This is a genomic window from Ditibartonella apis, from assembly GCF_001952075.1.
GTDB lineage: Bacteria > Pseudomonadota > Alphaproteobacteria > Rhizobiales > Rhizobiaceae > Bartonella > Bartonella apis.
Genome location: NZ_LXYU01000004.1, coordinates 298,408 through 313,186, shown reverse-complemented (window position 1 = coordinate 313,186; position 14,779 = coordinate 298,408). Strand labels below are relative to the sequence as shown.

Sequence of the window (14,779 nt, the reverse complement as noted above, 5' to 3'; positions counted from 1 at the left end):
TGCCGCCAGCTGATAAATTATTGGCTCTTACACGTGCGGTCGTGGCGGAATTGGTAGACGCGCAGCGTTGAGGTCGCTGTGGGGAAACCCGTGGAAGTTCGAGTCTTCTCGACCGCACCATTTTCTTTTTGGGCGAGTGGCGAAAATTTTTGGGGTCAGGGTTGAAAACTTTCAACTTCTAAAGCGCTATTTACCCGACTGAAATTTGTTCTCGAAAGTATGGAAATCACGATTCCATCGCTTGATTAATTTTCAATCCTTTGAATAAAACCCAATTTTATTGTGTGGAAGAAAATCTATTTTTTATTAATTTAAGACAGCGTCCGAGCGTTTACAGTTCAGAAAATTGGCATTAAAATTTCTATTTAATAAAATTGCCAGCCACATTTTCGTTTTCAGATGATTACTTTTTACTTCACGTATCTTTTTAGTAAATGTTTAATTTTTCAATAGAAATTAATTCTTATATTTTATTTATTCGCTATTGAATTTTAAAAATATTCATAACAACAGACATATTATTGCACATATCATCACTATATTTTTTGAACTTGGCGTTCACATTGTTATTTTCAACTGTTTGTTTAATAAAAGGCAACTTTGCAAACACAATGATGAATGATAATGTGACGCGCCGAACTTGGTTTTGGATACATTCCTGTTTAGTGGAATTAGAATGGAGACTGTTTTATGGCTGCAAAAGGTAAGACAAAATGGGGTTGGATAGCAGTCGGTGTGATTGTTGTAGTTGCAGCCTATAGCGGCTTGAAAACCTATCTTCACCCGGGATTGCCTGAAGGCATTGCTATGGGGAACGGGCGTATAGAGGCCACAGAAATCGATATCGCTTCGAAACTTGCTGGACGTATTCAGGATATTACCGTGAGAGAGGGCGACTTTGTCCATATCGGAGACGTCGTCGCGCATATGGATACCGATAATTTGAGAGCTCAATTACGGGAAGCTGAAGCCCAATTAAAACGGGCAGTCATTAATGTCGATACTGCAAAGATGGAAGTCGAACAGCGTCAGGCTGAACAAGAAGCAGCCGAAGCGACTGTTGCACAAAATGAAGTCCAGCGGGATAATTCCAATAGACGTTATCAACGTTCAGCAACATTGCAGCAAAAAGGCACTGTATCGACGCAGGTTCGGGACGATGATCAGGCAACATATGACGGCGCACTTGCTGCAGTTGCAGCGTCAAAGGCTCAATTTGCTGCAGCGAAAGTTGCCGTTTCAACGGCAAAAGCGAATGTTGTAAATGCCGAAGCGGCTGTTGATGCAGCCAAGGCAACGATTGAACGCATTCAATCGGATATTAATGATAGCGAGCTTAAGGCGACGAGATCCGGTCGCATACAATACCGTATTGCTCAACCGGGAGAAGTCGTGGCAGCAGGTGGTCGGGTGCTTAACCTCGTCGATCTCGGTGATGTTTACATGACGTTTTTCTTGCCCACAAAAACAGTTGGGAAAATTGCTATCGGCACCGAAGCGAGAATTGTGCTTGATGCAGCACCGCAGTACGTCATTCCAGCTAATATTTCATTTGTGTCCGATGTCGCGCAATTTACGCCGAAAACGGTTGAAACAGCTGAAGAACGTGCAAAGCTGATGTTCCGTGTTCGTGCACAAATCCCGCAAGATTTGCTGGAAAAATATATCAAACAGGTCAAGACCGGTTTGCCCGGCGTGGCTTATGTCAAAACTGATCCCAATGCAAAATGGCCGAAGATTGTTAGCACACCTGTGGTTAAATGACAGACTCAACCGAAACGAAAATCCAGCCAACTAATGCACCAGTTGTAAAACTGAGCGGTGTCCGCTTGGTTTATGGTGAAAAAGTTGCGCTTGACGGGATTGATCTCGACGTACCGTCCGGCAAAATGATTGGTATGATCGGCCCTGATGGTGTTGGTAAATCAAGTCTTCTATCGCTGATTACCGGCGCACGCGAGATACAGGAAGGGACTGTCCGCGTTTTGGACGGCGATATGCGGGACAAACAACATAGGCTCGATGTCTGTCCGGATATTGCCTATATGCCGCAAGGACTGGGAAAAAATCTGTATCCAACCCTGTCTGTTCAGGAAAATGCCGATTTCTTTGCAAGGCTTTTCGGGCAAGATAAAAGAGAACGTGAGGCACGGATTGCGGAGCTTTGCGAAAGGACCGGTCTCAACGGTTTTGAAAGTCGCCCTGCGGGAAAGCTTTCGGGTGGCATGAAACAGAAGCTCGGCCTTATTTGCTCCCTTATCCACGACCCGAAGCTTCTTGTACTTGATGAACCAACGACGGGTGTTGATCCGCTTTCCAGAAGACAATTCTGGGATCTGATAGATGATATCCGGAAAGAGCGCTCAGATATGAGCGTGATGGTTGCTACAGCCTATATGGAGGAAGCTGCGCGGTTTGATTGGTTGATCGCCATGTATAATGGCAAAATTCTTGCAACTGGTACACCGGACGAGCTGCTTAAAAAAACCGGAACGCCTAATCTCGATGAAGCATTCATTGCTCTGATGCCCGCTGAAGAACAAAAAGGGCATGTAGAAGTTATTATTCCTCCGCGAAAAGAATCCGGCAACGAGGATATAGCTATCGAGGCAGATGGATTAACACAGCGTTTTGGTGATTTTACTGCCGTCGATCATGTCAGCTTTCGTATTAAAAAAGGTGAAATTTTCGGATTTTTGGGGTCGAACGGGTGCGGTAAAAGCACCACGATGAAAATGTTGACAGGGCTGTTACCAGCAACAGAAGGTACCGCAAAACTGTTTGGCAGACAGATTAACGCCAACGACATGGAGACGCGTCGCCATGTCGGTTACATGAGTCAGGCCTTTTCGCTTTATGCCGAATTAACTGTGCTCGAGAATCTGGAGCTGCACGCAAAGCTTTTTGAAATTCCGGCTGATAAAGTCAAGGCGCGTATGCAGGCAATGATTGACCGCTTCGAGCTTAAGGATGTGCTCGATGCGATGCCGGATTCATTGCCGCTTGGTATCCGGCAACGCATGTCGCTCGCCGTTGCATTACTGCATGAACCGGAAATTCTGATACTTGACGAACCGACATCGGGTGTGGATCCGATTGCACGCGATCAGCTGTGGCAACAACTCGGTGAATTGTCACGCAACGATAATGTAACGATTTTCATTACAACACACTTTATGAACGAAGCGGAGCGTTGTGACCGTATTTCGCTCATGCATGCGGGTAAAGTGCTGATTACCGACAAGCCTTCGGCGATTGTCAAATCCAAAAATGCCGATTCGCTCGAAGAGGCATTTATTGAATATTTGCAAGACGCAATCGATAAGCAAAATGCCGAAAAGAAAGCAAAGGAAAATGCTTCCGCCAAAAAGGAAGACGCTGGCGCACTTAAAAAAGTTGAAGCAGTTGAAGATAAAACGGACGGTAAAAATAGCAACAAACCGGTTGATGTCACTCAATCGCATGGAAAACGCTTTAAACGACGCTTCGATTTTATGCGGATGATGAGTTATGCCAATCGCGAGGCACTCGAATTGCGCCGCGATCCGATCCGGGCAACAATGGCGTTGCTCGGCAGCGTCATTTTGATGTTCGTGATAGGTTACGGCATAAACACCGAAGTCGAGAATTTGACTTTTGCTGTGCTTGACCATGACCAGTCGGTTATCAGTCGTGACTATGTCCAACAAATCTCGGGTTCGCGTTATTTTATTCAAAAAAAAGACATTGTTGATTACGATGACCTTGATGAACGGATGCGTTCGGGCGAGATAAGTCTGGCGATCGAAATTCCTCCCGAATTCGGGAAGAATATGGAGAGGGGACGCAATGTCGAAGTCGGAGCATGGATTGATGGCGCTATGCCGCTTCGTGCGGAAACCGTTCGCGGTTACGTGCAGGGGATGCACGCCCTATGGCTGCAGAACAAAGCCAGGACGTTGAACGGAAAAGCCGCAACAATGGGGGACTACAGACTCGAGGTTCGATATCTCTATAATCCGGGTATCGAAAGTCTTACAGCTATGGTTCCGGCTGTTATACCTATTTTGCTTCTTATCATTCCCGCTATGCTTGCAGCTTTGTCTGTCGTGCGCGAAAAGGAAATGGGCTCGATTATCAATCTCTATGTGACGCCTGTAACAAGGCTCGAATTTCTGGTTGGTAAACAACTTCCTTATATCGGACTTGGTCTCATCAACTGTATATTGCTGTGGTTATTTGCTGTGTTCATATTCCGCGTGCATTTCACAGGCGGGATTTTAACCTTCATGTTGGCGGGGCTTCTCTATGTGGCTTTCTCGACGGCTTTCGGACTGTTGATTTCAACATTCATGAACAGCCAGATTGCCGCAATTTTTGGCGCCGCAGTTCTCACTATTTTACCGGCAACACAGTTTTGTGGTTTGATGGATCCGGTCAGCTCGCTTCAGGGAACGGGTCGTTTGATCGGAGATATTTATCCGACAACCTATTTTATTCTGATTTCGCGTGGTACTTTTGCGAAAGCACTCCAGTTCCACGATCTGGTCAGCTCATTCATCCCGCTTTTCCTTGCCGGACCAATTCTGGTCATAATAGCCTCGTGGCTTACAAAGAAACAGGCGAAGTAAAGTCATGAAGCTCAATCATATACTTGATCTCGGAATCAAAGAATTACTCGGCGTTTTTCGCGATCCGATGTTGCTGGTCTTGATCATTTACGCTTTCACAATATCGATTTATATTGCTGCAAATGCGACACCCGAAACACTGAACAAAACGCCTATCGCTATTGTTGATGAAGATAGTTCACCTTTATCAACACGCATTGCTACTGCGTTTTTGCCGCCTTATTTCATTACTCCGGAAGACATCAATCAATCCGAGCTTGATTCGCGTATGGATCAGGGGATTGATACATTTGCCGTCGATATTCCGCCTAACTTCCAGCGCGATGTACTCGCGGGCCGCTCACCGGCCATCCAATTGGATGTTGATGCAACACGCACAACACAGGCGTTGACGGGCTCGCAATACATACAGCAAATTGTCGACTCGGAAGTCAACGAGTTTGTCTCGCACTATCGCTCGAAAGAGCCACAGCAAGTTTCGTTGACTTTGCGCGCACGGTTCAATCCCGAATTGGAAAAATCATGGTTTGGCTCGATTATCAATGTGATTGATAATGTGACGATGTTATCCATAATTTTGACGGGGACTGCTCTTATTCGTGAACGCGAACACGGAACTGTGGAGCACCTTCTGGTAATGCCGGTGACGCCGACGGAAATTATGATATCAAAAGTGTGGTCAATGGGGCTTATTGTGCTCGTCGCGGCGACATTTTCTTTGGTTGTTATTGTCGAAGGATTGTTGAAAGTGCCGATAGAGGGCTCTGTAATGTTGTTTCTCGCCGGTACCGTGTTACATCTCTTCGCCACAACATCAATGGGCATTGCTCTCGCAACTGTTGCCGGCTCTATGCCCCAGTTTGGCCTGTTGCTTATGCTGGTTCTGATGCCGTTACAAATCTTGTCAGGTGGCATAACTCCGCGTGAAAGTATGCCTGAATTTATTCAGAACATAATGCTTGCGGCACCAAACACGCATTTTATTATGATGGCTCAATCAATTCTCTATCGTGGAGCCGGATTTACGGTTGTTTGGGAAAATTTTGCGGCTTTAGCAGTGATAGGATCTGTGCTATTTGCCTTCTCGCTCAATCGTTTCAGGGCTACGCTTAAATGATAAAAAACATTCTGGCTCGCTATTTCGGCCTTTTGGTCTGTGTTCTTTTTCTCGCAAGCTGCGGCGGGGCACGCGCTGTATTGTGGCATGGGAAGAATGCAACCCCTGCCACTGTTGGTGCTCGTAATGCTGCAATCGAGAAGCCGGGGAAACCGAAGGCGGTGATTCCTGTCTACGTCGCAACGAGCAGGCAAGCGCAGAATGATTATTCGGAACCTTTTGGTACAAAAAGATCGACCACTTTGAACTATGCACGCGTTGATGTCGGAATACCGCAACAGCATAAAAAGGGACTGGTAGAAACGAACGGCTATCGGCCCGACCTGAAGAAATATTTTTCGGCTGTCAATATGGTCAGGTATAGTGGCCGCGACGAATTCAAAAAGCAGCTTAATAAAGCGCTTGACCAAAAGCCGAAAGGGAAAAGAGAAATATTTCTCTTCATACACGGCTACAACAACAATTTTGCCGATAGCACATTCCGCGCAGCGCAGTTTTCTTATGATTATTCGCTGAACGCCGTTACTGTTCATTATTCATGGCCTTCGGGTGGATCAATCCCGCTTTATGTCTATGACCGTGACAGCGCGGATTTTGCGCGCGACGGGCTTGCTGATCTTCTGACATTGTTGAGTGAAACGGAAGCTAACGAAATTACCGTCGTCGCCCATTCCATGGGAAATTACGTAACAATGGAAGCGTTACGTAGCCTCTCGCTTCAGGGTAAACGTTATCCGATCGACAGAATATCAAGTTTCCTTATGGCAGCACCGGATATTGACGTTGACGTGTTCGAGCGCCAGCTCAAAGACGTCAAAAAAATGCCACAACCGACTGCAGTGCTTGTTTCCCGCAAAGACAAGGCCTTAGCAGTGTCCGGCCGTTTGGTCGGTGGGCACGCTCGTGTTGGAGACGGTTCAAGCATACCGTTGTTACAAAAAAATGGCATTGCGGTTCTGGATTTGTCCGATGTTGATGGCGGTGCACATAATGTCTTTGCTTCGTCGCCGACTTTGATGGCTCTTGCCCATGACGGGTCACTTTCGACTTCTATGATGAAAGAAACAAGCGAGACGGGCGGTCAGCAAATGATTGACGATAGTGGGAATATATTGCGCGGCACAACCAATCTCATTTTCTACACTCCGGCCAGAATAATTTCAGCTGTTAGCCAGAATTGATGTCTGACAGAGTTGAAAACGCCGTACAATGATCAAAAATAAATGCAAGAGGTTTCGTTTCTTTGCAATTGGTCTGTTTCATTAATAAAGTGTTTTCAAGACTATACCGGCTACTTCCACTTACGCTCGTGCTTATAGTCGCCACCTCAATTGCTGCTCCATCGGCTTATGCAATTGACCGAGATGCTTTTGTTAAACGTTTTTCGGAAGCTTTCGGAAAATCTGTTACTGTTTCCTATGGCAACGTGCTTGGCGACGGTGATCATCTTACACTTGATGATGTCCGGATAACAGGTACACCGATTTCACCCGATACGTCATTGGGTAAAGTGGAATTTTCTGGTATCAAGGAAGAAGACCATGGCGGTTATTCCGTCGAAAAAGTAGCAATACCCCAAATTTCCTATGTTTACGAAGGAAACACGATCAAAGTTGCCAATGTCACCTTTAGCAATGTGACACTACCTCCGAACAAAGGCCTTTATAACCAGAATATCGGTTTCCGGTATCAGAATGGTCAATTCAACAAGTTGGAATTGCAGGACAACGCCAAAAAACGTTTGGCTATGCTGGAAAAAGGCTCGGTTTCTCTTCATCCCTCTATTCGTGAAAACCCTATAGATTTTACAATCAATATCAAGAAAATAACTGTTTTTGTCGATAATTTTCCGGATGGTTCGACTAAAAAAGACTTTATTGCAATGGGATATAAAAATGCGACCGGACAGTTGGATCTCGCTGGTGCATATGGTGGCTATCTGTCCATGATGGGATTAGAACGCTTCCATCTGGTGCTGGATAAAGGTGGAATATTGGACGTCGGTATGAAAATGGACGGTATGACACTTGATTCACTCTTGACCGTTGTGACGCTTCAACGCGAAAACCAGCATGGTCATATAAAGTCTAGTCAGATGTGGCTCGGCATGCTCGCTCAAGTTCAACGTTATAACTTTTACGGTGGAAAGCTGCGTTTCGAGGATCATTCGCTTACCGGAAAATTGGTCAGTACCGAAGCCAAGCGAATGGGAATAGATGCGAATACACTGAAGACAAAATGGAAGACAAGTCTGCCCGGCTGGTTGGATTTTGCAAAAGGTACAAACTTCGAGGCCGACGCACAAAAAGCCATAACGTCTTATCTCGACGCTCCGCATTCGCTTGCAATTTCATCGACACCGATGGATCGATTGCCAGTCATTATGCTTGCAATTTCCGGAAAGCTCAACCCGAAAGAACTCGTTCGGGAGCTCAATCTGGAAATTACCTCCAACCGATAAATAGATAACGTACTCTTTCCTATTAGTTCGGAAATCGATTTTTGGCGGCATAACGGCAAAGAAAAACTTTATCTATGAGCTAATGCATGTTTATCAAGGAGGAGTATAAGCACGAATTATGCAGAAATTTTGCACTCTGATTGGCGTATTGGAAGAGGTAGAATGTTCACCGGCGTTTATAGCTGATTTCGTCGTCAACAATCATGGTAATGCTCACGCTCATCGCTGACAAATAACGAAATGGATGAACAGTGATTAAAAGCAATTGATTGGTTTTACCAATCAAGCCACGACGAGAACTAAATATAAATTTATAACTCTTCTTCCTGTTTTTTGTGCTTTTTTAAAGTAAATTGTCGTCGTCCAATTCGTAAGCTAAATCTTTTCAATTGTATTCAGACATCAAAAGTATCCCCACGAAAGTGAGAAGTGAACCTGCATAGCTAAAGCACAGTTTGAACAGAAATATTTACCAAGAAATGCGAAATTTGGTGGAGCTAAGCGGAATCGAACCGCTGGCCTCTTGCGTGCGATGCAAGCGCTCTCCCAGCTGAGCTATAGCCCCGTTAAGAAATAACTTTAGGCGGTATTAAAGTGCAATGCCTAGAAGATCAAGTGCGATTTTCAATTCAAGTGAATTATCGCGTTAAATCATTAAAAAAGAAACAAAAAAAGGAGGCGAAAACCCGCCTCCTTTTATTTTTACTGCATTCAACCAGCTTTACGTGGTTCATCGAAGACTTCAACCGGTGGAAGTGTGCCAGTGAATTTTTCGATTTCCACGACCGCTGTCTGTCCACAATTAGCCTGAGCCAATTTTGACGTAGAAACACTGGTCGTCAAGTTGTTGACATCGCCATAGCGGCAAAGTGAATTCGGCTCTCTCGGGTTAACCGGATCATACCAACCACCTTCGTTGATACGAATAACGCCCGGGCGGATAACGTCGGTTACTTTGATACCGACAAGAATCTGTCCACGATCGTTATAAGCGCGAGCAATGTCACCATCTTTCAAACCACGTGCTTCTGCATCTTTCGGGTTAATCCAGCATGGTTCACGTCCGCCGATTGCATATTTCTCTCTCAATTTAGTACCGCACAATTGTGAGTGCAGACGATAAATCGGGTGATTGGATGCAATGTGAAGTGGATATTTTGTTGTCGGCCCGTCGAGACGTTCGATCGGCTCCATCCATGTGGGGTGGGGAGGGCAATCGTCATAATGCATCTTCTCGATGTTGAGCGAGTAGATTTCGATTTTCCCGGAAGGTGTACCCAAAGCATTGAGCAGCGGGTCTTCGCGGAAATCTGCGTAACGGACAAACTGTTTTTGCGCTTCCTTGACAGGGAAACCGAGTGCTTCTTCACTCTCCCAGAAAGTGTCAAAAACCGGCATCTCCATGCCTTTGGCACGAGATTCAAGACGGGCTGATTCATAGAAACTCTTGATCCAGTCCATTTCATTCATGCCATCAGTGTATTCGTCACGTTTACCAAGACGTTCACAGATATCGCTGAAAATGTCGAAATCGGAACGTGCTTCATACATTGGTTCAACGAGTTTCTTCATCGGAACGATGTGGCTCAATGCGTAGTCGCCCAATTGCTCGATATCATTGCGCTCGTAAGAGGTTGTTACAGGTAAGACAATATCTGCATGACGTGCCGATGCAGTCCATTGGAAGTCGTGGACAACAAATGTGTCGAGTTTTTTCCAGGCCTCAACCATTTCGTTACGGTTCTGCTGGTGCGAGAACGGATTACCGCCAGCCCAATAAACCATATGAATTTCAGGCAAGACAATGTCGGACCCGTTATACTTTATGGTTCTGCCCGGATGGAGAAGGGCTTCGACAAGGCGGCAAACAGGAATCGAGTTCGATTTTGGCTGACAGGCGGATTCAGTCGAACCGGGATGACAACCAGCGGGCAAATCCGTTACGGGAGCTGCAGGTCCATCAGTGATACCACCGAGAATAGGACTCGTTGCAGTCGGCGCGCCACCACTGCAATAGTGGTAGGAGAAGCCAAATCCGCCACCTGGCAAACCGATTTGTCCCAGCATCGAGCAGAGAGTGACCAACATCCAGTGGGCTTGTTCGCCGTGATGCTGACGCTGGATAGACCAACCGGCCGCAATCATTGTGCGGTTTTTAGCAAAATCGCGAGCGAGCTGTTTGATGATATCGGCATCAATGCCGCAAATTTTCGAAGCCCATTCGGCAGTTTTCGGTGTTCCATCTTCTTTGCCAATCAGATAGGCAAGGAATTTATCGAAGCCGACGGTATATTTTTTCAGAAATTCTTCGTCATGAAGTTTTTCCGCGTAGAGTGTATGGGCAATACCAAGCATCATGGCAACGTCGGTTTGCGGGCGAGGTGCCAGCCATTCACCGTTAAGGTACTGGCAGGTTTCTGTTTTGATAGGATCTATACAGATAACGCGGATACCGGCTTTCTTAACTTCTTCGAGGCCTACAAATGCACCGTGATCAGCGATCAACCAGCCGATCTGGTCTGTATTCACGGGATTACATCCCCAGAATACGAGCGTCTTGGTATTATCTCTTACAACGTCCCATGATGTGCATTGCTCATAGACTTCAAGAGACCCGACAACGTGCGGCAGAATAACCTGAGCGGCGCCGGTAGAATAATCGCCAAGCGAGTTTACGAAACCACCGGTTGTCTTCAACATTCTGCGCAACAATGTCCGGCAATTGTGGAATTTGCCAACGCTTTTCCAGCCATATGAACCACCGAAAAGTCCGTTCGAACCATATTTCTTGCGAACGCGTGTCAATTCGCCGGCAACAAGGTCAATAGCCTTATCCCAGCTTACGCGAACGAAGTCACCTGTTCCACGCCCTTCAGGATCGGCACCTGGACCTTTTTCGAGCCAGGCACGACGAACCATCGGATATTTAATACGCGAAGGCGAATAAATTGAATCCATCATGCCTTCCAACATCGGCGTTGGATGCGGGTCATGTTCCCAAGGTATAACTTCAACCAGACGGCCATGGTCAACACGGCCGCGGAAAACACCCCAGTGACTGCCCGACATAGTCAATTTGGAGGCGGGTTGAGCCTGTGCACCGCGACTGAGAAGTGAACCGCTCGCGGCACCGACCATGGTCAACATAGCACTACTTTTAAGAAATGAACGGCGGTTCATTTCCGGTAGGGTAATTTTTGTTTTGTCGAATGACATCGCATTCTCCTAGTGTTTAATGTTGTCTTGGTTGCCAAAGAGGCGACTAAAAGACGAAAGATAAATAATAAGCAACTCGACCAAATGGGCATAGAGACTGTGACTGGCCACTTTACCCAGCGCTGCATTCATTTCAGGTAGCCATAAAGCCAGACGTGCTATCATGTCGGCAATGGCATCCGTGTCATGTTGGCGAAAAGCTTCGGCCAAAGCGGCCAATTCCAAAGCTATATGATCGGCCGGTTCCTTGCAGGAAGACTTTACCGAAACGTCAAGTTTCGTCAGCACATCCAACATTTCAACATAAGGCGCTTGAAACAATCTTCCATTTTCATCCCGATAATAGCTTTCATAGGGAGGAACCGAAAGAGGTCCGGAAGCGCCATCAAACAAACTTATGTATTGTTGCGAAAGAAGGTGGTTGAGCTCTTCGACCGAATGATTGCGGAAAAAATCCGCAATCATTGTTGTCAATTCAACAGCTTGAAGCTCTTCACCAAATTCGCCCAGAAAAGTCATAACGGGAAGTGAACGACATTTCTCAACTGTTTCGATGCCGGGCGGTGCAATAAACAACTGGGCAAACCAGTCGATAATTGTGGCCTGAGCCTGATCTTCTTGAGTGGATATTTGTCGATTTTCGACCGACGACGTTTCTGATTGAGCAACAGCCATTAGTGTACCTCTTGATCTTCATTCACATCTTTTGAATGGTTCTGAAGATAGCTCAGGAGCAACCGGTATTGATCGGGAGTCAATGAAGTATAGCGCTTCATTGCATTGAGATTACCGATCCACTGGTTGGCAAGCAAATGCCCGGGTTCAGGTAGTGAATGGCAAACGCTACACGTCGCACTGAAAAGATCCGACGTGTACGACCACATATCACCGATCGAAACGTTGACATCCTTGTCACTTGTCCACAGTTCGACACTGACAGGGTACCACGTTTGCTTTGTCTCGGGATCTACAACGGCTTTTCCAAGCTTGTAGGACGCCATCGCTTTGTCACCCAACACCGCATACATAATTCGTTGGCCCTGTAAAGCATAGACAACCGAGGGGGCGCCAGCCATTTGCCAACCGTCAAGGCGAACTTTCAGCTTATCGCCTTTGTGGTCGAGCACGGCAAGTTTTGCTGCGGCCAGAAGTTTACCGTCCTCGTCCCCTGAACCATTTTCGTCAATATAGAACGGTTTTGTGTAGACTGCATATAGTGTGTCTGCACCTTTAACCGCGCTATCTGTCGATGTCGGCAAAGTAACATCAAGTTTGTTTGTCGTGGGTAGCATAACAAGCTTTGAAGTATGGTTGGATTCAGGCTGTCCGGGAGCCGGCAGATCAACACCTGGCAATGTTTTGATATAGGCAGCCATAGCACGAAGATCCCCGTCAGGAAGTTGCTTCGTATTTTTGATAACTTCCGCCATATCACCACCGGCGATTTTGTTAATCGGGCTTTGACCGGTTTTCAAATAGTTGAAAATCGAATTTTCAGCCCAGAATTTAATGCCTGTATCATCCTGACTGATGTTCGGGAAATGCCCTTTACCATCAGGAGTAGAACCGCCGCCATAACGTAGATTGCTCTTTATCACGCCCATAAAATTACGTGTCGAATGGCATTCTGCACAGTGTCCGGCACCTTCAACAAGATAACGTCCACGCTCAAGAAGAGCCTGTTCATCTTTAGTGTCTTTTGTGTCAGTGGTCGGAGTAACTTTCATTGGTGACAACGGTTTGCCATCAAGAAAAGCCAAGCGCCAAACACCAACGCCGCGACGCATATTGAACGGGAATTTCAAATCATGATCAGGTGCAACACCTTGCACAGGTTCGAGCGACTTGATGTAGGCAAAAAGATCGCGAACGTCATTTGCTGTCAAACGCTGATATGACGTGTATGGAAATGCCGGATAAAGGTTTTGTCCATCGGGCATGATGCCATTCGGCCCTACACCTTCACGGACCGCTTTAGTGAACTGTTCAAGTGTCCAGTTACCAATGCCGTCCTTTTTATCCGACGAAATATTAGGCATATAAAAACGCCCGAATTCTGTGTCCAATGCACGCCCGCCACCGAGTTTTAACGGGTTATCCTGATTGGGCGAAGCATGGCAAGTCGAGCAGTCACTGGCGACAAACACAATGCGCCCATTTTCCAAATCCGGCGCAGAATTGTCAGCAACGTCTCGTGTGGGATGAGTAAGTGACCAAGTGATCGGGGAGGTAAGGACAAAAAAACCTACGATCCCTATTACAACAAGGACCAAAAACCATCGGGTTAGCCGTTTCATATTTTTGGCATCCTTCTATACAACATTATATTCAATTTCTCTCTTCGTAACCTTTAAACCTGTTTCTACCTCCAAAACAGGCAAGCACTCCGGTTTGCGTTACATAAACGCAACGAACTATTCATAGTTGCAAAATATCACTATTTCGTGACAGAAAAAAATTTTCCCAAAAAAATAAAAAAAATTAAAATGCGCTGAAAAAACAGCAAGTTGTGAGTTAACATTTATCAATTACCAAAAAATGTGTCACGAAGGTATCCAATTTTGGTACATTAATAATTTTCACAATGAGAAAAATTGTAAAAGCGGATTTTTAAGCACAAGTTTTTAACATCATTTATTTTCGCTGATTCCGACCTCATAATTTTTCTATCAGTAAAATCTGCATAGCGTATATCAATCAGTTATGCTCAGCATGGTTTGTTTTCTAAATTATACTGTCATGTTTATTGTCCGTCATTTGCTTGGAATGCTTATGAGAAGTGACCGGTCTATCTGTTTTTAATTCGGTGCCGTAATTATTCTCATCACTTTTGCATAAAACTTCGGTAATGGTGGAGAAATTATGGCTAATCACCAATTTAAGGTTTGTTCAACAGCGCCCTCTCATCTGATAATCCCGTTCATACGGTCGGATACGCGATCATCCGGATGTAAACATCTACAAAAAAACCTTCAAAAATTTGGTCAAGCTACGCTGAGTGTGAGGGAACATTTTGTTGGTAACCTCGGGTTTTTTGATTTCATGAAAAGAGGAAATAATTAAAATAGCTGGCTGTTTGAAAGTATCAGTCAATCAACCGTAGAGTGTATGAAAGTCAGCCAAAGACTATTTTGACCAAAAAAATACTTTGGATCATGATCCGGAACATAAGTTGTCCGGATTATTAAAAAATTTATTTTCAACAATTGATAAATTTTGAAAATTCAATAATTTTAGGTATGCATTCGCCTTTTTTTCCATAAACGAAACAATATAGAAAAGTTAAAAATATAACAGTACGATTGAGGTGGAAGTTTTATTTTTATCAATACAAAATCCAATATATATTTTTGATAATAAGTTCGAAATAATCAA

At 45.3% G+C, this 14,779-nt stretch carries 8 protein-coding genes and 2 tRNA genes; 6 read left to right on the top strand and 4 right to left on the bottom strand.

What is annotated here, in order from left to right; genetic code table 11:
- Positions 1-35 precede the first annotated feature (35 nt).
- The 6 genes from PEB0122_RS10470 to PEB0122_RS10445 all read left to right on the top strand — a co-directional run bounded on the left by PEB0122_RS10470 (position 36) and on the right by PEB0122_RS10445 (position 8,188).
- Positions 36-120, top strand: a tRNA-Leu gene (locus PEB0122_RS10470).
- Between the two features lie 570 nt (positions 121-690).
- Positions 691-1,764 (top strand): HlyD family secretion protein, encoded by a 1,074-nt coding sequence (locus PEB0122_RS10465; protein WP_075870627.1) that lies wholly within the window; start codon positions 691-693, stop codon positions 1,762-1,764.
- A complete protein-coding gene (gene rbbA / locus PEB0122_RS10460; protein WP_075917130.1) occupies positions 1,761-4,610 on the top strand; it encodes a ribosome-associated ATPase/putative transporter RbbA in 2,850 nt (949 codons plus the stop codon). Before PEB0122_RS10465 ends, rbbA begins: the two co-directional genes overlap by 4 nt.
- Before the next feature lie 4 nt (positions 4,611-4,614).
- A complete protein-coding gene (locus PEB0122_RS10455; RefSeq protein ID WP_075870629.1) occupies positions 4,615-5,727 on the top strand; it encodes an ABC transporter permease in 1,113 nt (370 codons plus the stop codon).
- Positions 5,724-6,908 (top strand): alpha/beta hydrolase, encoded by a 1,185-nt coding sequence (locus PEB0122_RS10450; RefSeq protein ID WP_075917129.1) that lies wholly within the window; start codon positions 5,724-5,726, stop codon positions 6,906-6,908. Before PEB0122_RS10455 ends, PEB0122_RS10450 begins: the two co-directional genes overlap by 4 nt.
- Positions 6,909-6,970: 62 nt before the next feature.
- Complete coding sequence (locus PEB0122_RS10445) at positions 6,971-8,188, top strand: hypothetical protein (protein WP_143238837.1); 1,218 nt, start codon at positions 6,971-6,973, stop codon at positions 8,186-8,188.
- Between the two features lie 489 nt (positions 8,189-8,677).
- Here PEB0122_RS10445 and PEB0122_RS10440 read toward each other — a convergent pair.
- The 4 genes from PEB0122_RS10440 to PEB0122_RS11985 form a co-directional block, all read right to left on the bottom strand.
- Positions 8,678-8,753, bottom strand: a tRNA-Ala gene (locus PEB0122_RS10440).
- 146 nt (positions 8,754-8,899) lie between these two features.
- Positions 8,900-11,404, bottom strand: a complete 2,505-nt coding sequence (gene torA / locus PEB0122_RS10435; RefSeq protein WP_075870632.1) for a trimethylamine-N-oxide reductase TorA — start codon at positions 11,402-11,404, stop codon at positions 8,900-8,902.
- Between the two features lie 9 nt (positions 11,405-11,413).
- On the bottom strand, positions 11,414-12,079 hold the full coding sequence (locus PEB0122_RS10430) for a TorD/DmsD family molecular chaperone (protein ID WP_075870633.1): 666 nt from the start codon (positions 12,077-12,079) through the stop codon (positions 11,414-11,416).
- Entirely contained in the window at positions 12,079-13,701 is a 1,623-nt protein-coding gene (locus PEB0122_RS11985; RefSeq protein ID WP_075917127.1) for a c-type cytochrome, read from the bottom strand. The genes PEB0122_RS10430 and PEB0122_RS11985 overlap by 1 nt, the downstream gene beginning before the upstream one ends.
- Between the last annotated feature and the right edge of the window lie 1,078 nt (positions 13,702-14,779).

Bases quoted from the DNA above. Each gene is read 5' to 3' on its own strand.
- torA (WP_075870632.1), bottom strand. From the start codon at position 11,404: ATGTCATTCGACAAAACAAAAATTACCCTACCGGAAATGAACCGCCGT.
- PEB0122_RS11985 (WP_075917127.1), bottom strand. From the start codon at position 13,701: ATGAAACGGCTAACCCGATGGTTTTTGGTCCTTGTTGTAATAGGGATC.
- PEB0122_RS10430 (WP_075870633.1), bottom strand. From the start codon at position 12,079: ATGGCTGTTGCTCAATCAGAAACGTCGTCGGTCGAAAATCGACAAATA.
- PEB0122_RS10455 (WP_075870629.1), top strand. From the start codon at position 4,615: ATGAAGCTCAATCATATACTTGATCTCGGAATCAAAGAATTACTCGGC.
- rbbA (WP_075917130.1), top strand. From the start codon at position 1,761: ATGACAGACTCAACCGAAACGAAAATCCAGCCAACTAATGCACCAGTT.
- PEB0122_RS10465 (WP_075870627.1), top strand. From the start codon at position 691: ATGGCTGCAAAAGGTAAGACAAAATGGGGTTGGATAGCAGTCGGTGTG.
- PEB0122_RS10450 (WP_075917129.1), top strand. From the start codon at position 5,724: ATGATAAAAAACATTCTGGCTCGCTATTTCGGCCTTTTGGTCTGTGTT.